The sequence below is a fragment of the Pseudomonas sp. NY15372 genome, from assembly GCF_048068215.1.
Classification (GTDB): Bacteria; Pseudomonadota; Gammaproteobacteria; order Pseudomonadales; family Pseudomonadaceae; genus Aquipseudomonas; species Aquipseudomonas guariconensis_A.
This window is the reverse complement of sequence record NZ_JBLUPY010000005.1, coordinates 1-18,610: the sequence shown is the minus strand read 5'-3', so window position 1 is coordinate 18,610 and position 18,610 is coordinate 1. Positions and strand designations below refer to the sequence as shown.

Here is an 18,610-nt window from a genome sequence, read left to right as displayed (position 1 = left end):
TGGCGCGGGCATGCAGGACGAAAGCCGCGGGCCTGCTGGCCGGGCTCGTTCGCCACCGGATCACCCCGCCCGGTTGAAAGTCGAAAACGTCGCGAGGCAGGTCTCCTGGCTTGCACCGTACCGGCCGGGGCCGGTGGAACGACGCCTTCCCGCGCCTGGACGCAGTGGCTGTGTCGATCCTGTTCAGTGCCTACAGTTGCGGGGGCAGCCGCGGCTTGGACCGCGTTCCCGTCTTAGCTGCGGCCAACGCCGCAGAACCTCGAAGCGGCAAGGCTACGCAGTGGTGGGTAGGCGGTCAACCATCAGCGCAGTATTCATGTGCCACCGACATCAGGACCGTCTCCCTCCATGCCCGCTCACGCCTCACCCGCCAATTGACGGGAAATCGGCCGCATGCTTTGCTTGCACCTTGCGTTCAGGTGCCCCTTCGGGGGTGAAACGGGAAACCGGTGCGTCGCAGGCCCCAAGGGGCCGGACAAGGCCGGTGCTGCCCCCGCAACGGTAAGCGAGTGCGCGTCTTGACCACTGTGCCGCGTCGTATGGCATGGGAAGGTGACGCGATCCAGGGAGCCTGCCTCCTCCTCGCCAGCCCGGAGACCGGCCTGACGTCGAATGAACACCCCGCGGTGGGCGGGTGCTGTCGTATGCCCTGGGCAAGCCTTGCCCAGGCGTGACGCCTGTGCCCGCCGCCCATAAAAAAGCAGAGGAACGCGTCATGTCCGTCACCAGTGCCAAACACAGCATCGCCACGCCTGTCAGCCTCAGCCAGCGCGTGATCCTCGCCATCGGAGCCAGCCTGCTGGGCTTGTGCCTGGTGTACTTCGCTGGCTTCTCGCACATCGAGGCCGTGCACAACGCCGCCCACGATACCCGCCACAGCGCCGCCTTCCCCTGCCACTGAGTACGCCTGCATGATCAAGCGCATTGCCCGTACCGCCGGCTTCAGCGGGCTGCTCGCCGCCCTGTTGCTTACCCTGTTGCAGAGTCTTTGGGTCACGCCGCTGATTCTCCAGGCGGAAACCTTTGAAAGCAGCGCCCCGAGCGCCGAGCACCACGCCCATGGGGATGGCACGGTCGCACATACCCATGACGCCGAAGCCTGGGCCCCGGAAGACGGCTGGCAACGCGTGCTGTCCACCACCGGCGGCAATCTGGTGGTGGCCGTCGGTTTCGCCTTGATACTTGCAGCGCTGTATAGCCTGCGCGAGCCAGGGCGGGTAGCCACCGGGGCACTGTGGGGCCTGGCCGGCTTTGCGGTGTTCTGCTTGGCGCCGACCCTCGGGCTACCCCCGGAACTGCCCGGCACTGTCGCGGCCGACCTAGGCCAACGCCAGGCCTGGTGGGCCGGTACGGCGGCTGCCACGGCCGCGGGCCTGGCGCTGGCGGTGTTTGCCCGGCATTGGCTGTTCAAGGTGCTCGGCGTGGCCTTGCTGACCGTTCCCCATCTGGTAGGAGCCCCTCAACCAACCGTTCACGAGAGCTTGGCCCCCGAAGCCCTGGAAGCCCAGTTCAAGCTTGCCTCCTGGTTGACCAATGCGGCCTTCTGGCTCGCCCTCGGCCTGCTCAGCGCCTGGCTCTATCGTCGCGCCAGCCAGGCCTGATGACGCGCGCTACCCTGTTGCCGGCGTTCTACGCCGGCTTTGGGTGCCGCAAAGGCTGCCCGGCTGACCTCCTCGAACAGCTCCTGCGCGACACACTGTCTGCCCATGGCCTGCAACTGGCCCAACTGCAAGGGATCGCCAGCATCGACCTGAAGGCCGGCGAAGCCGGGTTGCAGGAACTGGCCAGTCGCCTCGGGGTCACCCTGACGCTGTTTCCGTCTGCGCAATTGCACGCCTTCGAACCGTTGCTCAGCCACCGCTCACGCGCCGCGTTCAACCACAGTGGCTGCTGGGGGGTCGCCGAAAGCGCAGCATTGGCGCTGGCCGCACAGAGACAAGGGCCGCCCAGGCTGCTGGTGCCACGCCAGACGGGCGACCGCGCTACCGTTGCCTTGGCGTGCAGCCGATAATCACTATTCTCAATTGCCTTTCTGCAAGGATTTCCCATGACGGTCTTTTTCATCGGTGCCGGCCCCGGCGATCCGGAATTGATCACGATCAAGGGCCAGCGCCTGATCCGCCAATGCCCTGTGATCATCTATGCCGGCTCCCTGGTGCCTGCGGCCGTCCTGCAAGGCCATAGTGCTCATACGGTGATCAACAGCGCCGAGTTGAACCTCGACCAGATCGTCGCAGCCATGCGCAACGCGCATGATAAAGGCCAGGACGTAGCTCGCGTGCACAGTGGCGACCCGAGCTTGTACGGGGCTATCGGCGAGCAGATCCGCCACCTGCGCGAGCTGGGCATCGATTACCAGGTCATTCCGGGCGTCACGGCCGCTGCGGCCAGCGCAGCCCTGCTCGGCTGCGAGCTGACCTTACCGGAGCTGGCGCAGACAGTGATTCTCACCCGCTACGGGGACAGCTCGCCCATGCCCGCAGGCGAGCAATTGGCTGACCTCGCCCGGCACCGCAGTACGCTGGCGATCCACCTGGGCGTCAAGCACCTTGAACGCATCGTTGCCGAGCTGCTACCCCACTACGGCCCGGATTGCCCGATTGCCGTGGTACACCGCGCCACCTGGCCGGACCAGGACTGGGTGCGTGGCACCTTGCAGGATATCGTCGCGCTCACGGCAGCCAAAGGTTTCCGGCGCACGGCCCTGATCCTGGTGGGTCATGTACTGGGCGACACCCCCTTCGCCGAGTCGGCTTTGTACCGGGCCGGGCATGCTCACCTCTATCGCCCGTTGGGCTAAAGTCCAAGATCATTCCTACAAAAAACGACATGAGGTTACACAGATGCTCGAACTGCGCCCCAATTGCGAATGCTGCGACAGCGACCTGCCAGGCGACAGCCCGGACGCACGGATCTGCTCGTTCGAATGCACCTTCTGCCGGGCATGCGACGAGCAGCATTTCCAGGGACGTTGCCCGAATTGCGGCGGCCAGCTGGTGCCTCGGCCAACACGTGTCGGAAACGCCCTGCTGAACAACCCAGCCTCACGCCAACGCGTCATAAAGTCCCATTCCCGTTGCCCCGAACCGGTGAATAGGGACGCGAATTGACCCTGACTGTCCAGCCTGTATCATTGCCATACCGCTTGTAGGACTTTTCAACAAATCCTCTTAGTTTATTCAACGACCCTACGCCTCCCATTACTATACCCCCCGAATAAACGTATCTTGCGCGCTGCCGCGCAGGTCCCAGAGGGTATTCCTGCGGGATTTCAGGAAACGGACCACATTCCTACAGGAGTTATCCAATGACAACCGTTCTGATGGTTGACGACCATCCAACCGTTCGACTCGCAGTACGCATGTTGCTCGAACGTGAACGTTTTCGCGTCATCGGTGAATCAGGAGACGGTATCGATGCCGTGCAGCAGGCCCGCTTGCTCCGCCCCGACGTGGCGATACTCGACATCGGCCTACCTGGCCTTGACGGCATGGAAGTGATCAAGCGACTGCAATTGCTTGAGTCTCCGCCGAAGATCATGGTACTCACCGGTCAACCTGCCGACCTTTATGTACGTCGCTGTCTTGATGCCGGGATCGCCGCGTTCGTCAACAAAGATGAAGACCTGGACGCCCTGGTGTTCGCGTTGAAGGCGCTGGTCAAGGGTTACTCGACCTTTCCACAGATGTCGGTCAACAGCAGTTCGCTGGAGAGCGAATGCGAGCGCCTGGGGAGCCTTTCGAACCGTGAGATGGAAGTGCTGCGTCGCCTCAGCCGCGGGGAGAACAACAAGTACATCGGCGAGTCCATGAACCTCAGCGCCAAGACCATCAGCACCTACCGGGGTCGCATCATGGACAAGCTCAAGACCGAATCGCTGGTCGAGATGGTTGATCTGGCCAAGCGCAACCAGGTCGCTTGAACACGCTCTGCATGAAAAGCGTGCTAGGGGCTCTTTGGCTGGGCTTGTGCCTGATAGCCACCACTTCGCCAGCAGCGAGCACGGATAGCGAGGCTCGCCACCTGCTGGCGCGGTCATTGAGCGTCGCGCCACCCTTGCCGATGGACCCGATCGACCGGCAATGGCTGGAGCGGCGCAAGACCCTGGTGCTCGGTAGTTCGAAGCCGGACTACCCCCCGTTCGAAATCAACACCAGTTTCACCGATTACGAAGGGATCAGCGCCGACTATGCCGGCCTGATCGCCAAGCAATTGGGCGTGGAGATCGAAGTCCGGCGCTTCCCAGATCGCCAGGCGGCCATCGACGCGCTCCGTGCAGGCAGCATCGACCTACTGGGAAGCTCGAATGCGTTCGAGGCCGCCGATGCGCAAATGGTGCTCAGCCAACCTTATGCCGATGATCTACCGGTGATCGTCAGCCGGCAAGACCGGATGCTCGCCCTGCACGCCAAGGACCTGGCCGGCTTGCGCCTAGCGATGGTTGATCACTACCTGCCGCAAGCCAAGGTCCGCGAGCAATACCCCCAGGCGCAGCTACGCCTGTATCGCTCGACCCTGGCAGGGCTCTCGGCCGTGGCACTGGGCGAGGCGGATGCCTACCTGGGCGATGCCATCAGCACGGACTACCTGGTTGGCAAGAGCTTGCAGGGACTGGTGAAGATCGACCATTTCAGCCCGCTGGCAACGGACGTATTCGCCTTTGCCCTGGCTCGCGACAACCCACGCCTGCAGCGCCTGGTCGATAGCGCCCTCTCCCGGATCAGCGACAGTGAACGGCTGGACATACTGCGCCGCTGGAGCACCGGCAACACCAGCCTGCTATTGAAAAACCACACCGGCGCCCTGACCGACGAAGAGCAGGAGTGGATCAAGCGAACCCCGAAAATCCGCGTACTGGTAAACAGTTCGCTCGCCCCCCTGACCTTCAATGATGCTGCACATCACCCCAGCGGTATCACGATCGACCTGCTCAAGCAGATCCGCCTGTTGACCGGCCTGCGCTTCGAAATCGTCGAACGCGACTCGATCCAGGAAATGGTCGACGAGGTGGCCGAGGGCAACGCCGAGATGATCGGCGCCCTGGGCTATGGCCCCGAACGGGCGGCGCGCCTGCGCTATACCCGCCCTTACCTGGTGAGCCCGAGGGTCCTGGTTACCCGCAGCGATGCATACTGGGCCGGCGGCCCCACCGCGCTGGACGGGCGACGGGTCGCACTGCTGCGCGGCTCCCCTCAGCGGGAGGCGCTGCGGCAGAAGTATCCCGGCGCACGTCTGGTGGAGGTGAATACCCACCTCGAGCTGATGGAAGCAGTAGCCAATGACAATGCGGATGTCGCGCTCAGCTCGCACATCAACGCCAGCTATTACATTACCCATGTGTTCAAGAACACCCTGCGCATCGCCGGCCTACAGAGTGACGAACCGGCGGTGGCGGCCTTCGCGGTGGCGCCCAACCAGTCACTGTTGCAATCGATCCTGAACAAGACGCTTTTGAGCATACCGCCCGAGGAACTGGACCAGGTGGTCAACCGCTGGCGCACCACCACCGTGGTCAGCGACAGCCCGTGGCGCAACTACCGCACCCTGGTATTGCAAATCGTCGCGCTGGCGGTCCTGCTGCTGGCCGGCGTGGTGTTCTGGAACACCTACCTGCGCAAGCTCATACACCAGCGCACCGAAGCCGAACGTGCCCTGCAGGCCCAGCTGGCCCTGAGCCGGAGCTTGCTGGAACAACTGCGCCAAGCCAAAGACGACGCCGAACAGGCCAGCCAGGCCAAGAGCACCTTCCTGGCGATCATGAGTCACGAAATCCGCACCCCCATGAACGCCGTGATAGGCCTGCTCGAGCTGGCGCTGGAAGACAGCCGACACGGCCGCAGCGACACACAGGCGCTACAAACCGCACACGGCTCGGCGGTGGGCCTGCTTGAGCTGATCGGCGATATCCTCGACATTTCGCGCATCGAATCCGGCCACCTGACCCTGCAACCGGCGCCCACGGACCTGGTGGAGCTGGTCCGCTCGACCCTGCGGGTGTTCGAAGGCAATGCTCGCATCAAAGGCCTGCTCCTGGACGCCGAACTGCCACAGGCGCCGGCCTGGCTGCAAGCCGACCCGGTGCGCCTGAAGCAGATTCTTTCCAACCTGATCAGCAATGCCATCAAGTTCACCGACCACGGCAGCGTGAAGGTCAGCCTGAGGCTTACTCCTGATGCGTCCAGCGCAACGGTTCGCGTTGCATTGGCCGTGCAGGACACGGGAATCGGCATAAGCCCTGAGGACCAGGCGAGGCTATTCAATACCTTCGCCCAGGTAAACGGGCCTCAGGCCCGCCAGGGCGCAGGCCTGGGGCTGGTGATCAGCCGCACCCTGGCCGAGCTCATGGGTGGCCAGTTACAGCTGCACAGCGTGGAGGGCATGGGCACCCGGATCGAAGTGGAACTTGCCTTGCCGCCTGCCACGCCACTGCTTCGGCACGAACGCCCCGAAGCCGCCCTATCACAGGCGAGCAAGCCGCTGAATGTGCTGGTGGTCGATGACTATCCGGCCAACCTCCTGCTGCTGGACAAACAGTTGGCCACCCTGGGGCATCGGGTCATCCAGGCCGAACAGGGTGCGGCAGCCTTGGCGCTGTGGGAGGCCGGTAGTTTCGACGTGGTGTTGACCGACTGCAGTATGCCGGTGATGGATGGCCACGAGCTGACCCGACGGATCCGTGCCCTGGAACGCGAGCGCAACCTACCGCCTTGTCGGATTATTGGCATCACGGCCAATGCCCAGGCCGAGGAGAAGGCTCGATGCCTGGCCAGCGGGATGGATGATTGCCTGTTCAAGCCTATCGGCTTGCAGGCGCTCAAGGCCCACCTGCCCCAGGCGAGGCCGCAGCCGCTGGCGAGCGTCGAGCCAGCAGCACCTGCCGCGCCCAGCCCGGTCGACGCCCCGGCCACCGGCTTCAATCTCAATGAGCTGCGTCACCTGACCCAGGACGACGAGACGCTCATTCGCCGCCTGCTGGACCAGCTTGCCCATAGCGCCAGCGAAGACCTCGCCGCGCTGCGGGCCCTGGGCGACCCGCCTGGGGACAAAGCGACCCACGCCCTGGCCCACCGTATCAAAGGCGGTGCCAAGATGCTCAAGGTGCGTGGTGTGGTAGGCGATTGCGAAGCGGTCGAGCACGCCGTCGCCCACGGCCAGCCAACCGGGGCCGCGTTGCGCCGCCTCGAGGCCAGCCTGGAGACCCTGCTGGGGGAACTGCGAGAAAGTCTCGCCAGGCTCGATGGGCCGGCTTGACCCCTCGGCTTGCCGGGCCTCAGGAGCTTTCGCGAACCATCAGTTCGAACCCTAGGTCCTGCTGTTCGGTCGCCACGCGCTTGCCGTCGAGCAGGGCCAGCAACGCCTGGGCCGCACCGCGGCCGACAGCTGCCCGCGGCGTGCGGATGGAGGTCAGGCGCGGCACCATGTGCGCCGAGGCCGGCAGGTCGTTGAAGCCGACCATCGCCACCTGGTGCGGTACCTGAATCCCTTGGCGCAACGCCTGCAGTACCGCCCCCTGAGCCAGGTCGTCGTTACAGAAGAAAACGCCATCGACATCGGGTGACTGCGCAAGCAGGCGGCTGAACAGCTCGCTGCCAAGGCCGATGGACGAAGGCTGCGGTGCCAGCAGCTCCAGCTCCGGCGCGTGCAGGCCGGCTTCAGCCAAGGCCTGGCGAAAACCTTCGGCACGTTGCATCACACGCGGGTCGAGCTGGGCTGCGATGAACGCCAGACGCCGCCGGCCTCGCTCGATCAGGTGGTGTGCCGCTGCACGCCCGGCCTGCTGCTGGGAGAACCCCACCGACAGCTGACCCGCCTCGCCGCCCAGCTCCATCATGTGCACGCATGGCACGCCGCTGGCCGCCAGCATCTGTCGCGCCGCGTCGCTGCGCTCAAAGCCCGTGAGCAACATGCCGCAGGGCTGATAGGCCAGGTAATTGCGGATGAGGTTTTCTTCCTCGGCGATGTCGTAGTGATAGTTGCCGATCAGCACTTCCAGCCCGCGCGGGCGCATCACCTCGTGGATCGCTTCGAGGGTATCGATGAACAACTGGTTGGACAGGGACGGGATCAGCACCACCACCGATTGGCTGCGCGCCGACGCCAGCGCCCGGGCGGCCGGGTTGGCCACGTAGCCAAGGCTGGCAGCGGCGACCATGACCTTCTCGACCAGCTCCGGGGCCACGGTGCTGACGCCGCGCAAGGCGCGCGAAGCGGTGATGGGGGAAACGCCGGAGAGCCTGGCGACTTCTGCCAGGGTGGGGCGACCGGTGGTACGCGAGCCTGTGCGGGACATGGGGGTTGTAATTTTACTACTTGCCAGAAAAGGGAACGGCCACTAAGGTAGCGCTGTCTCAGGACACAGGCAACGTAAAACTTTAGCGGCTATGTGCCCAGCGTCCATACTGCGTGAAGACAAGACCAATAACACCCGGGAGGGTGGCGCTTGCAACTGCGTTTCGCCATCAGCGAGACAGCGCTATCTCACCCCGCAGGAGGTACTGATGAACTTTCCCCTGTCTGCAATAGTGGTGATGGGTGTGGCTGGCTGCGGCAAGAGCTGCATCGGGTCGGCCATTGCCAGCACCAGCGGCGGTCGCCTGATAGAAGGCGATGCCTTTCACCCTGCCGAGAACATTCGCAAGATGAGCGCCGGCATTCCTCTGGATGACGATGACCGTGCCGGTTGGCTCGTCCGCCTTGGCCAGGAACTGCAAGCCACGCTCCAGGCCGGCGAACGCCCCATCCTCACCTGCTCTGCGCTCAAGCGCCGCTACCGCGAAACCCTGCGTCAAGCCGTGCCAGGCCTTGGCTTCGTGTTCCTGGAACTGACCCCGGCCGAAGCCGAGAAGCGCGTGCTCGCCCGCCCCGGTCATTTCATGCCGGCCAGCCTGATCGACAGCCAGTTCGCCGCCCTCGAGCCGCCCCATGGCGAACCGCTGACCCTGACGCTGGACGCCACCCAGCCCATCGAGACCCTGGCTCACGCCGTAGATACCTGGCTAAAGCCCTGCGGTGACCGGAGGCTGGCGCGAACCGCCTGACGCCAGCGGTTTTTCCGGCTCACCAAAGACAGCGCTGTCCCGACACCTGAGCGTGTCGAACGTTTCGCCAAAACAACGATAAGATCGAGGCATATCAATTATGTTCGGATTGGCTACTGATACCTTCCTGCTACTCGACGCCCTGGTGACCATCGTCGGGCTCATCCTGCTGATCACTCATTTCAAGGTCCACCCCTTCGTCGCCCTGACCCTCGCCGCAGGCTTTCTCGGCCTGACCTCCGGCATGCCGGTGGCCAAGGTCATGAAGTCGTTCCAGGACGGCTTCGGCGGCGTGCTCGGCTTCGTCGGCATCGTGCTGGCGCTGGGCACCATGCTTGGCAAGCTGATGGCCGACTCCGGCGGCGCCGACCAGATCGCCCAGACCCTGATCCGCGCCTTCGGCAAGCAGAAGGTGCACTGGGCCATGATGTTCGCCGCCTTCCTGGTGGGCATTCCGCTGTTCTTCGAGATCGGCTTCGTGCTGCTCATCCCGCTGGTGTTCATCGTCGCCCGCCGCTCTGGGGTCTCTCTGGTGAAGATCGGCATCCCGCTGCTGGCCGGCCTTTCCGTGGTCCATGGGCTGGTACCGCCGCACCCGGGCCCGCTGTTGGCGATTGGCATCTTCCATGCCGACATCGGCAAGACCATCTTCTACGGTCTGCTGGTGGCGCTGCCGACCGCCGTGATCGCCGGCCCGCTGTTCGGTAACTTCATCTCCCGCTACATCCCGGGCAACCCGTCTCAGGAACTGATGGACCAGATCGCCCGCGAGACCAACCAGCAAAACCTGCCAAGCTTCGGCATCACCCTGCTCACTGTGTTGCTGCCAGTGGCGCTGATGCTGCTCAAGACCTTCGCCGACGTGGTGCTGCCGGCCGAACATATCGTGCGCCAGTGGATGGACCTGATCGGCCACCCGATCACCGCCCTGCTCGCCGCCCTGCTGCTGGCGTTCTACACCTTCGGCTCTGCTCGCGGCTTCTCGCGCCAGCAGATCATGAAGATGCTCGACCAGAGCCTGGCGCCCACCGCCGCCATCGTGCTGATCGTCGGTGCTGGCGGGGGCTTCAAGCAGATGCTGGTGGACACGGGTGTCGGCAACGTGATCGGGCAGATGGCGGTACAGGCCGAAATCTCGCCGATCCTGCTGGCCTGGCTGGTGGCGGCGGTAATCCGTATCGCCACGGGTTCGGCCACCGTGGCAACCATTACCGGCGCGGGCATCGTCGCTCCGGTGGTGGACCTGGTTCCCGGTGTGAACCGTGAGCTGCTGGTGCTCGCCACCGGCGCGGGGTCGCTGATCCTGTCCCACGTCAACGACGCTGGTTTCTGGCTGGTCAAGCAGTACTTCAACATGACCGTGGCCGAGACGTTCAAGACCTGGAGCATGATGGAAACCATTCTTTCGGTGGTAGGCATCATCTTCATCATGCTGCTGTCGATGGTGGTCTGACCGTTCATCGTGGTGGTGGCACCTTGCTGCGGGCCCGTAGCCCAATCCGGTACAGGTCATTTGCAAGGAGCCACCCATGAAACTGCACCGCACCTGCCTGCTCGCCGTTCTGCTGGCCTCTCCCCTGGCCGTGGCGGCGGGCACCGGGCCGACCCACCCGGACGACCCGCACTCGCCCGCGCCGCAGCCCGGCGTCGACAGCACGCTCAACCCGATCGAAAAACCCATGCCACGGGATACCGACCCGCGCATCCAGGGCAATGACCCGGACAGCCCGCCCGCCGAACAGAACGACAACCGCGACCTGCCGGGGATGGACGGTGGCGGATCGGAAGGGATGCGCGGGCATGGCGATGGCAGCGGGACGCGCGGCGGCGACAGCGGCCAGCCTTGAGGCGAACAGTGCCCGCTTGTGGGAACCGGTTAAGCTATTTGGGGCATTTCTTTGGGGCTGCTGTGCAGCCCATCGCGGCACAAGGCCGCTCCAGGATCACGCAAAACCTTGCCAATGGCGGGTTTCTTGAGCGGGCTTATCCCGCGATTGGGCCGGGCGCAAGGGCTGGGTGGTCTCCCACAGGGGTTCAGCGCTGGGTAATCTTTTGCGGCCCCTTGAGCGTGTGCCAAACCTCACCACTGACGCTTGTCAGGCCGGGTCAGGCCCAGCTTCTCGATCCGATAACGCAGCATGTCCCGCGACAACCCCAGCAACCGCGCCGACTTGGTGACATTCCAATCGGTCCGATCCAGGGTCTTGCACACCAGGTCGCGCTCCATGTCCGGCAGGCTGGTGCCAGGCTCGGGCTCCTGGCGTGGCGGTTCGAATGCCACAGGCATGGGCTGGGCCATGGGTTCGTCGACCAACGTCATGCACAAGTTCAGCTGGTGGGCCGCGATCACTTCGCTGGGCGCCAGCAGCACGGTCTGCTCGAGCATGTTGCGCAGCTCGCGTACGTTGCCCGGCCAGCTGTAGCCGAGCATCAAGGCCTCGGCCTCGGCACTGAAGCGCAGGTTGGGCTTGCCATAACGGCGGCCGTGATGGGCCAGGAAGTGCCGGGCCAGCAGCAGGATATCCTGCCCACGGGCATACAGCCGCGGCACTTTTAGGGCAATGATACGCAAGCGGAAGAACAGGTCACGACGGAATTTGCCTTGTTGCACCATCTGCTCAAGGTTGCAGTTGGTAGCACTGATCACCCGCAGGTCGACCTTGCGCTCCTTCACCGCACCGATGCGACGAATGCTGCGGTCTTCGAGGAGCTTGAGCAGCTTGGCCTGGAGCACCAGGTCCATTTCACCGATCTCATCGAGGAACAAGGTGCCCCCGTCGGCCGCCTCGACCAGCCCCACCCGACGCTCCTTGGCGTCGGTGAACGCGCCTTTTTCATGGCCGAACAGTTCGGCCTCCAGCAGGTTGGCAGGGATCGAAGCACAATTGAATTCAATGAACGGGCCCTTGCTGCGCGCGCCATCGAAATGCAGCGCCCGGGCCACCAGTTCCTTGCCGGTGCCCGTCTCGCCCTCGACCAGTACCGGCGGCAGGTCGTCGCTGGTCATGCGCCGCTCGGCATCGAGCAACTGGCGCAGGGTGTGCTTGAGGCTCTGCATCACCGGCGACTCGCCGATCAACGCCTGTAACCCGGATTTCTGCGCCTCGCGCTCCTGGTAGAACGACAGGGTGCGCTCCATCCGTTCTGCGGCCAGCGCCTTGTCCAGCATCAGCTTGAGTTCGGCCAGCACCACAGGCTTGGTCAGGTAGTGAAAGGCGCCCTCCTTCATCGCCAGCACAGCGTCTTCCACATTGCCGTAGCCGGTCATCATGATCACCTTCAGGTCCGGCGCCTGAGCCACCAGGTTGCGCAGCAGGTCGTGGCCGCTCATGCCCGGCAACGAGTTGTCGGTCAGCACCGCATCGGGCTGGCCCTGCCTGACCTGCTCGAGCGCCTGCTCGGCGCTATGGCAAACCGTGACCTCGAAGCCCTTCAGGCCTAAGTACGTGCGTATGTTGTCAGCGAGGATTTCGTCATCCTCGACCACCAGAATGCTGGGCCCCATGGTCCCCTCCCGCTGCGATATTGAAGACAAGGCTGACGCGGGTTCCTTCCTCTTCGCGGCTGCGAAGGCTGACCGAGCCGCCAAAGCGTTCCATGATGCGCTTGACCAGGGCCAGGCCCACACCGAGGCCACCCTGCTTGGTGGTGAAGAACGGTTTGAACACCATCCGCTCCTGTTGCTGGCTCATGCCCTTGCCGGTATCGCTGAGCACCAGCTTCACCTGCTGCCCCTCCAGGTTGCTGACCTCCGCGCACAGCAGGCCGCCCTTGGGCATGGCCTCCAGGGCATTGGCGAACAGGCTGTTGAGGATCTGGGTCAACTGCAGCGACTGGCTGGCCACCCAAAGCTGGGTTGGCCCTTCGAAGCTGAACTGCACGCCGTTACGTTCGATCTGTTGCAGGAAGGCCAGCCGGGTGTCCTCGATCGCCGCCACCAGGTCCACCGCCTCGGCCTCGTCACTGGTCGGGCGCAACGACACCAACAGATCACGCACCCAGCGCGACATGCGGTCGACCTGGCTGATGATGTCGGCGATGTTCTTGCGCGCCGGCTCGCTGGCGATTTCCTGGGCCAGCTCGGCACTGGAGCGGATATTGGCCAATGGGTTGCGCAGGCTATGGGCCACTGCCGAAGACATCTCGCCGAGCGCGACATACGTCTCGCTGGCCACCAGGCGGTCCTGCTGGTGGTGGAGCATGCCGGCGGCGCGGCGCACGATCCAGAATAGGCCAAAATAGACCAGCGCCCCACCCAGCAAGGTCGACACCCAGATCAGCACGTAGCCGCGCTGGATGCGCCGCACCAGGTCCTGGGGCTCCTTGTAGATCTCCACCATAGACAACACCTGCTCGCCCTGGCTGTCGAACAATGGGATGTAGTTCTCGATGAACAGGTACTGCGGCTCACGTTCGAATTTTTGCTCCTCGCGGTCCTCATCGGCCTTGTGGTAACTGGCCGACACCGCCTTGCGCGAATGGAAGGCGTGGTCCAGGTCATCGTCCTCGGCGATGCGCTTGCCTAGCAACTGCGGGTTGGTCGACCAGACGATGGTGCGATCGTGGGCATAGACATTGGCCAGCAACGTGTCGGGCAGGTGCTCGACATGGTCGAGGAATTCCACTCGAGTCGACTTGACCAGCGCCGGCGCGATCTGCAAGTGCTGCTCGTCCAGCCGCGGGTCGAGCAGCTCGCCCATGGTGGTGCCTGGCGGCAATTGCGAATGACGGACCTCGGCCTGGGCCATGGCCTGGATGAACTGGGCGGTGAGCATGGCGTCACGCTCGACGCTGTCGCGTACCACGAAGCGGGTGGAGAAGTAACCCAGCCCACCGGCTACCGCCGTGATCACCAACAGGCTGATCACCGAGAACCAGCGCAGCAGGTTGAACTCACGCAGCGGCGCGGCCAGCCCGCTCGAAGTGGGTGACGTCTTGTCGGGAGCATCATGATCCAGCGTATGCATGGTGGGGTTCCCGCTCTGAGATGCCATCGGGGGGAAGCAAGGCATCGCTACCGTGAGTAGCAAGGTGATAGCACTTTGCCTATTTCGCTGCCGCCACTGTCTATTGCCAAAGGGCGCAGCAAGAAACCGGCCAATCTAATCTGAAAGAAAAATACTGAGTAAAATCAGTTAGTTATTTAAATAATCTAATCTAGTTTCGAAACTCAGACCCCACAATTGGGGGTATTTCTCACCCATTCAACAAAAAACTACTAATAACAATGATTTATAGGCATAACTTGATATTTGGCTTTAATTTCTGACCAACCGGAAGCTCAAGGAAACACTCGTACCCTCCCCCTCCCGGCTGCTCAGCCGGACCGAGCCACCGAAGCGCTCCATGATCCGTTTGACCAGCACCAGCCCCACCCCGAGCCCGCCTTGCTTAGTGGTGAAGAACGGCCGGAAGGCCATGCGCTGTTGTTGTTCGCTCATGCCCCGGCCGGTGTCCGAGACCCTCAAGGTCAGGCTACGTCGGTCCTGGCGCACCACCTCCACACGCAGTTGGCCACCCTGCTCCATCGACTCCAAGGCATTGGCGATCAGGCTGTTGAAGATTTGCCCCAGCAACACCGGATGGCCCAGCACCTGGAATGCTGGCAAGGGCTTGAGGTCCAGGCTCACCCCACAGCGCGCCAGCGGCACGGCGAAAGCTTGCAGACTGTCTTGGAGCGTTTGCGGCAGGTCCACGGGGATCGCGTCGTCGTTGAGCGGGCGCAGCGATTGCAGCAGCTGACGCACCCACTGGGACATGCGATCGACCTGGCTGATGATGTCGTTGATGTTCTTCTGCGCCGGCCCTTCATCGAACGCCTGGGCCAGTTCGGCGCTTGAACGGATACTGGCCAGCGGGTTGCGCAGGCTGTGCGCAACTGCCGAGGACATCTCGCCCAGCGCCACGAAGGTCTCGTTGCTGATCAGCCGCTTCTGCTGCACCGCCATCACCCGGGCGGCGCGCCGCATGATGCCATACAGGCCCAGGTAGACCAGGCTCGCGCCGATGGCGATGGCCAGCCAGATCAGCAGCAGGCCGTGCTCGATGCGCACGATCAGGTCATGGGGCTCCTTGTAGATCTCGACCATGGCCGCGACCCGCTGGCCATCGGCGTCGAACAGCGGGATGTAGTTCTCGATGAACAATTGCTTGGGCGGGGTCACGAACTTCTGTTCACTGCGGGCGTCGTCGAAATCGTGATAGCTGGCCGAAACCTGCATCCGGTATTCGAAGGCGCGCTCCAGGTCGTCGTCGGACTCGATCATCTTGCCGATCAACGCCGGGTTGCTCGACCAGATCACGGTGCGGTCCGGCGCGTAGATATTAGCCAACAGCACGTCCGGCAGGTGGGCGATATGGTCGAGGAATTCGCCGCGGGCGCGCCGCCGTGCATCCGGGTCGACATCGGGCATGGCCAGGTCCATGCGCGAGTCGAGCAGTTCGCCCATGGTGCGCACATTGGGGATGGACACGTGGCGCACTTCAGCGTCGGCGATGGCCTGGATGAACTGGGCGGTGAGCAGCGCATCGCGCTCGACGCTCTCGTTGATGATGAAACGGCTGGAAATCAACCCCAGGCCCACGGCCACCGAGACGATGATCGCCAGGCTGACCCAGGCATACCAGCGCAATAGGTCGAAAGGCTTATGGACCTTACCGCCATCACCACCTGCGGGCACTTCGAGTGTGTCGGAACGTGGGGCGAGGTCCATGGCGGACTCCAACGGCTGGGCACCTTTGAAGGTTATAGCCCAGAGTTGGGGGTTCGCCCGCCGCTCGCCGAACAGATTCCCGGCAAAACGCCGCAAGCCCCGGTTCACCACCCGCTGTAGAGCGGTGCATCTTCGGCAAGCCCCTGCAAGCGGCGGTAGTCACGCAGCACGTTGGGCACGTACTTCTGCGTCTCGGCGAACGGCGGCACCACCCGCCCTCGGCTGAGCACAGCTTCCGGGCCTGCATTGTAGGCGGCCACGGCCAGGGTTATATCATTGTCGAACAGCTTGAGCATGCGCTTGAGATAACGCGCACCGCCCTGCAGGTTGGCCGCGGGGTCGAGCACATCCTTGACCCCCATCTCCTTCGCCGTGCCAGGCATTAGCTGCATGAGCCCGGCCGCGCCCTGGGGTGAGCGCGCCTTGGGGTTGTAACCGGACTCGGCCTTGATCAGCGCATGCAGCAGCGCTTGCGGCACGCCATGAGTACGCGCCGCGTCGGCCACAAGGTCAGCGTAGGGGCGCCCGGTGATCAGTTGCGCATCGACAGGCCCGGCATGGGCCTGCGGCTCGCTGATGATTCGCTCATAGTGCCGCCCTGGCCGGTGCACGTTGGACAGCACGTAGCCGCCTTTGGCATCGATGGCGATGTACATATCGGCCTGGGCGGCGCCCGCCGCCAACCAGACCAATCCCAGGATGATTCCACGCATGTCGGCTGCCTCCCCGTCGTGGCCCCCGATGTGGGGGAAATGCCCCGGAAAACCCGAGGTTTCCAGCTGGAACGCAAGCACTGTGCCGCTTGCCATGGCGCATGGCGCAAGGCCCCGAGCCAGACGTGCACGGCTGTTGCATGGCGAAGGCAAACCTGCCCGAACGCACTGGAGGGTTTCACCATGCAGCGCAGATCCATCACCCAACGCGGCTTCACCCTGCTCGAACTGTTGGTGGTCCTGGTGGTGCTCGGCCTTCTGGCCGGCATCGTCGCGCCCAAGTATTTCAGCCAGCTCGGCCGCTCGGAGGCGAAGGTCGCCCGAGCGCAGATCGAAGGCCTGGGCAAGGCACTGGACCTGTACCGCCTGGAGGTCGGCCACTACCCCAGCAGCGAGCAGGGCCTGCAGGCACTGGTAGCCGCTCCGAGTGGCGAACAACGCTGGTCGGGGCCCTACCTGCAGAAGGCCGTGCCCCAAGACCCCTGGGGTCGCGCCTATATCTACCGCCAACCCGGTGAAAACGGCGGCGAGTACGACTTGCTCTCGATGGGCAAGGACGGCCAGCCCGGCGGAGACGGAGAAAATGCCGAAATCACCAGCTGGCAATGAGGAGAGCCGCCATGCGCTACAGCCTCAAGGCGCTAGGCCCACAGGGCATCGTCCAGTTGCAGGTCGAGGCCGAGGATGCCGGCCAGGCGCGGCGCCACGCCGAGGCCCAAGGCCTGCGGGTGGTCAGCCTGCGCAGCCAGGGCGGCGGTTTGCGCGCACTGCCCTGGCTGCGTACGCCAAGCTTCGACCTGGTGTTGTTCAGCCAGGAACTGGGCACCTTGCTCAGCGCCGGCCTGCCGTTGATCGAAGCCCTGGAGAGCCTGGCCGAGAAGGCCCCTACCCCTTCGGCGCGCCAGGTACTCGAGGCGCTGGTACGCCAGCTCTACGAGGGCCATTCGTTGTCCCAGGCGCTGGGCCAGCAGGCGAAGGTGTTCCCCGCCCTGTATGTGGCCCTGGTGCAGTCCAGCGAGCGCACCGGTGCGCTGGGCGACGCCCTGGCACGTTATATCGGTTACCGACAACGCCTGGACCTGGTCCGGCAGAAGCTGGTCGGCGCCTCGGTCTATCCGTTGCTGCTGTTGTTGGTGGGCGGCGGCGTGGTGCTGTTTCTGCTCGGCTATGTGGTGCCTCGCTTCAGCCTGGTATTCGAGGGCATGGGCAGCGAGCTGCCCTGGTTGTCGCGGATCCTGATGCAGGTCGGCCTGTTCCTGCATGCGCAGCAGTTGCCCCTGGCATCGGCGGTACTGGGTGGCCTTTGCGCCTTGGCGCTGCTGCGTCGCCGCCCTGCCGTGCGCCGCTGGGCCAACCACCAGTTGCGCCGCCTGCCGGCCTTGCATCAGCGCCTGGTGATGTATGAGCTTGCCCGCTTCTATCGTTCGCTGGGGATTCTGCTGCAAGGCGGCATCCCCATCCTCACCGCCATGGGTATGGCCCGTGGCCTGCTCGGCAGCGCCGCCGCACAAGGCCTGGAGCACGCCTGCCGACGCGTGGGCGAAGGCCTGCCGCTGTCCGATGCGCTGGAGATGGGGCAACTGGTGACGCCGGTGTCGCTACGCCTGCTGCGGGCGGGCGAGCGCTCAGGCAACCTGGGCGAGATGCTCGAACGCTGCGCCGACTTCCATGACCAGGAGATCGGTCGCTGGGTGGAATGGTTCGTGCGCCTGTTCGAGCCGTTGCTGATGACCTTCATCGGTCTGCTGATCGGCCTGATCGTGATCCTCATGTACATGCCGATCTTCGAGCTGGCGTCGAGCATCCATTGATTGAAGGAAGGGCCGGGTTCGCCCGGTTTGCGGCCGCTGCGCGCCCGCTCTCATAGAACAGGTGCAACTAATTGATTTTGCGAGGTCCTGTGGGAGATTCTATGGTTGTGGGCAAGCCGGCTCCCACTGGTGCAGCGCCAACCACACCCTATGGGAGCCGGCTTGCCGGCGATGAAGACAACCCTTTACCCAAAGCCAGATCGCATCCCGGTGTGGGTAATCATCATGCACTCAACCAGCCCTGCTCGCTCAGGATTCATGATGCTGTTGCCCGTTCTGGCCAATCGCCGGCAAGCCGGCTCCCACCGGTACTTCGCCAACCACACCCTGTGGGA

At 64.0% G+C, this 18,610-nt stretch carries 17 protein-coding genes and 2 riboswitches; of the genes, 12 read left to right on the top strand and 5 right to left on the bottom strand.

Going from position 1 to position 18,610, the window contains the following annotated elements; all coding sequences use genetic code 11:
* Window positions 1-77 precede the first annotated feature (77 nt).
* A riboswitch (cobalamin riboswitch) is annotated at window positions 78-277 on the bottom strand.
* A 123-nt stretch (window positions 278-400) separates the two neighbouring features.
* A riboswitch (cobalamin riboswitch) is annotated at window positions 401-621 on the top strand.
* Window positions 622-715: 94 nt separating this feature from the next.
* The 7 genes from ACNFG0_RS05660 (at window position 716) to ACNFG0_RS05630 (ending at window position 7,251) form a co-directional block, all read left to right on the top strand.
* Entirely contained in the window at window positions 716-901 is a 186-nt protein-coding gene (locus tag ACNFG0_RS05660) for a CbtB domain-containing protein (protein WP_196145373.1), read from the top strand.
* Window positions 902-911: 10 nt separating this feature from the next.
* Window positions 912-1,601 (top strand): CbtA family protein, encoded by a 690-nt coding sequence (locus ACNFG0_RS05655; protein WP_416764216.1) that lies wholly within the window; start codon window positions 912-914, stop codon window positions 1,599-1,601.
* Window positions 1,602-1,618: 17 nt separating this feature from the next.
* Window positions 1,619-2,011 carry a cobalamin biosynthesis protein gene (locus ACNFG0_RS05650; RefSeq protein WP_416764323.1) on the top strand — a complete coding sequence of 131 codons (393 nt, stop codon included), beginning with the start codon at window positions 1,619-1,621 and terminating at the stop codon, window positions 2,009-2,011.
* Window positions 2,012-2,047: 36 nt separating this feature from the next.
* Window positions 2,048-2,800 (top strand): precorrin-4 C(11)-methyltransferase, encoded by a 753-nt coding sequence (cobM, locus tag ACNFG0_RS05645; RefSeq protein ID WP_416764215.1) that lies wholly within the window; start codon window positions 2,048-2,050, stop codon window positions 2,798-2,800.
* Between the two features lie 43 nt (window positions 2,801-2,843).
* Window positions 2,844-3,110, top strand: coding sequence for a DUF1272 domain-containing protein (locus tag ACNFG0_RS05640; protein ID WP_416764214.1), 267 nt, complete (start codon window positions 2,844-2,846; stop codon window positions 3,108-3,110).
* 197 nt (window positions 3,111-3,307) lie between these two features.
* Entirely contained in the window at window positions 3,308-3,922 is a 615-nt protein-coding gene (locus tag ACNFG0_RS05635; RefSeq protein ID WP_196145369.1) for a response regulator transcription factor, read from the top strand.
* Between the two features lie 11 nt (window positions 3,923-3,933).
* Window positions 3,934-7,251, top strand: a complete 3,318-nt coding sequence (locus ACNFG0_RS05630) for a transporter substrate-binding domain-containing protein (protein WP_416764213.1) — start codon at window positions 3,934-3,936, stop codon at window positions 7,249-7,251.
* 19 nt (window positions 7,252-7,270) lie between these two features.
* Here the strand turns inward: ACNFG0_RS05630 and ACNFG0_RS05625 are convergent, their stop codons facing one another.
* Window positions 7,271-8,290 (bottom strand): LacI family DNA-binding transcriptional regulator, encoded by a 1,020-nt coding sequence (locus tag ACNFG0_RS05625; protein ID WP_196145367.1) that lies wholly within the window; start codon window positions 8,288-8,290, stop codon window positions 7,271-7,273.
* A 208-nt stretch (window positions 8,291-8,498) separates the two neighbouring features.
* On the opposite strand from ACNFG0_RS05625, the gene ACNFG0_RS05620 reads away from it, so the two are divergent.
* The 3 genes from ACNFG0_RS05620 to ACNFG0_RS05610 all read left to right on the top strand — a co-directional run bounded on the left by ACNFG0_RS05620 (window position 8,499) and on the right by ACNFG0_RS05610 (window position 10,885).
* Window positions 8,499-9,038 (top strand): gluconokinase, encoded by a 540-nt coding sequence (locus ACNFG0_RS05620; RefSeq protein ID WP_196155727.1) that lies wholly within the window; start codon window positions 8,499-8,501, stop codon window positions 9,036-9,038.
* 100 nt (window positions 9,039-9,138) lie between these two features.
* Window positions 9,139-10,491 carry a GntP family permease gene (locus tag ACNFG0_RS05615; RefSeq protein ID WP_196145365.1) on the top strand — a complete coding sequence of 451 codons (1,353 nt, stop codon included), beginning with the start codon at window positions 9,139-9,141 and terminating at the stop codon, window positions 10,489-10,491.
* A 76-nt stretch (window positions 10,492-10,567) separates the two neighbouring features.
* Window positions 10,568-10,885 (top strand): hypothetical protein, encoded by a 318-nt coding sequence (locus ACNFG0_RS05610; protein WP_416764212.1) that lies wholly within the window; start codon window positions 10,568-10,570, stop codon window positions 10,883-10,885.
* 233 nt (window positions 10,886-11,118) lie between these two features.
* On the opposite strand, the gene ACNFG0_RS05605 is transcribed toward ACNFG0_RS05610, so the two are convergent.
* From ACNFG0_RS05605 to ACNFG0_RS05590, 4 genes are all read right to left on the bottom strand, one after another.
* The gene (locus tag ACNFG0_RS05605; RefSeq protein ID WP_416764211.1) at window positions 11,119-12,543 is read right to left on the bottom strand and encodes a sigma-54-dependent transcriptional regulator; all 1,425 of its coding nucleotides are present in this window, start codon (window positions 12,541-12,543) and stop codon (window positions 11,119-11,121) included.
* On the bottom strand, window positions 12,512-14,005 hold the full coding sequence (locus ACNFG0_RS05600) for a sensor histidine kinase (protein WP_416764210.1): 1,494 nt from the start codon (window positions 14,003-14,005) through the stop codon (window positions 12,512-12,514). The genes ACNFG0_RS05605 and ACNFG0_RS05600 overlap by 32 nt, the downstream gene beginning before the upstream one ends.
* Before the next feature lie 291 nt (window positions 14,006-14,296).
* Complete coding sequence (locus ACNFG0_RS05595; RefSeq protein ID WP_416764209.1) at window positions 14,297-15,751, bottom strand: sensor histidine kinase; 1,455 nt, start codon at window positions 15,749-15,751, stop codon at window positions 14,297-14,299.
* Between the two features lie 104 nt (window positions 15,752-15,855).
* Window positions 15,856-16,464, bottom strand: a complete 609-nt coding sequence (locus ACNFG0_RS05590) for a lytic transglycosylase domain-containing protein (protein ID WP_196155723.1) — start codon at window positions 16,462-16,464, stop codon at window positions 15,856-15,858.
* Between the two features lie 183 nt (window positions 16,465-16,647).
* Between ACNFG0_RS05590 and gspG the strand changes: the two genes are divergently transcribed.
* Complete coding sequence (gene gspG / locus ACNFG0_RS05585) at window positions 16,648-17,073, top strand: type II secretion system major pseudopilin GspG (protein ID WP_043212360.1); 426 nt, start codon at window positions 16,648-16,650, stop codon at window positions 17,071-17,073.
* An 11-nt stretch (window positions 17,074-17,084) separates the two neighbouring features.
* Window positions 17,085-18,275: a type II secretion system F family protein gene (locus tag ACNFG0_RS05580; RefSeq protein ID WP_196166754.1), complete on the top strand. Its 1,191-nt coding sequence runs from the start codon at window positions 17,085-17,087 to the stop codon at window positions 18,273-18,275.
* Window positions 18,276-18,610: the final 335 nt, after the last annotated feature.

What these genes read in the sequence shown, in the direction of transcription:
- ACNFG0_RS05660 (WP_196145373.1), top strand. Translation starts at nt 716, where the DNA reads ATGTCCGTCACCAGTGCCAAACACAGCATCGCCACGCCTGTCAGCCTC.
- ACNFG0_RS05655 (WP_416764216.1), top strand. Translation starts at nt 912, where the DNA reads ATGATCAAGCGCATTGCCCGTACCGCCGGCTTCAGCGGGCTGCTCGCC.
- cobM (WP_416764215.1), top strand. Translation starts at nt 2,048, where the DNA reads ATGACGGTCTTTTTCATCGGTGCCGGCCCCGGCGATCCGGAATTGATC.
- ACNFG0_RS05640 (WP_416764214.1), top strand. Translation starts at nt 2,844, where the DNA reads ATGCTCGAACTGCGCCCCAATTGCGAATGCTGCGACAGCGACCTGCCA.
- ACNFG0_RS05635 (WP_196145369.1), top strand. Translation starts at nt 3,308, where the DNA reads ATGACAACCGTTCTGATGGTTGACGACCATCCAACCGTTCGACTCGCA.
- ACNFG0_RS05630 (WP_416764213.1), top strand. Translation starts at nt 3,934, where the DNA reads ATGAAAAGCGTGCTAGGGGCTCTTTGGCTGGGCTTGTGCCTGATAGCC.
- ACNFG0_RS05625 (WP_196145367.1), bottom strand. Translation starts at nt 8,290, where the DNA reads ATGTCCCGCACAGGCTCGCGTACCACCGGTCGCCCCACCCTGGCAGAA.
- ACNFG0_RS05620 (WP_196155727.1), top strand. Translation starts at nt 8,499, where the DNA reads ATGAACTTTCCCCTGTCTGCAATAGTGGTGATGGGTGTGGCTGGCTGC.
- ACNFG0_RS05615 (WP_196145365.1), top strand. Translation starts at nt 9,139, where the DNA reads ATGTTCGGATTGGCTACTGATACCTTCCTGCTACTCGACGCCCTGGTG.
- ACNFG0_RS05610 (WP_416764212.1), top strand. Translation starts at nt 10,568, where the DNA reads ATGAAACTGCACCGCACCTGCCTGCTCGCCGTTCTGCTGGCCTCTCCC.
- ACNFG0_RS05605 (WP_416764211.1), bottom strand. Translation starts at nt 12,543, where the DNA reads ATGGGGCCCAGCATTCTGGTGGTCGAGGATGACGAAATCCTCGCTGAC.
- ACNFG0_RS05600 (WP_416764210.1), bottom strand. Translation starts at nt 14,005, where the DNA reads ATGCATACGCTGGATCATGATGCTCCCGACAAGACGTCACCCACTTCG.
- ACNFG0_RS05595 (WP_416764209.1), bottom strand. Translation starts at nt 15,751, where the DNA reads ATGGACCTCGCCCCACGTTCCGACACACTCGAAGTGCCCGCAGGTGGT.
- ACNFG0_RS05590 (WP_196155723.1), bottom strand. Translation starts at nt 16,464, where the DNA reads ATGCGTGGAATCATCCTGGGATTGGTCTGGTTGGCGGCGGGCGCCGCC.
- gspG (WP_043212360.1), top strand. Translation starts at nt 16,648, where the DNA reads ATGCAGCGCAGATCCATCACCCAACGCGGCTTCACCCTGCTCGAACTG.
- ACNFG0_RS05580 (WP_196166754.1), top strand. Translation starts at nt 17,085, where the DNA reads ATGCGCTACAGCCTCAAGGCGCTAGGCCCACAGGGCATCGTCCAGTTG.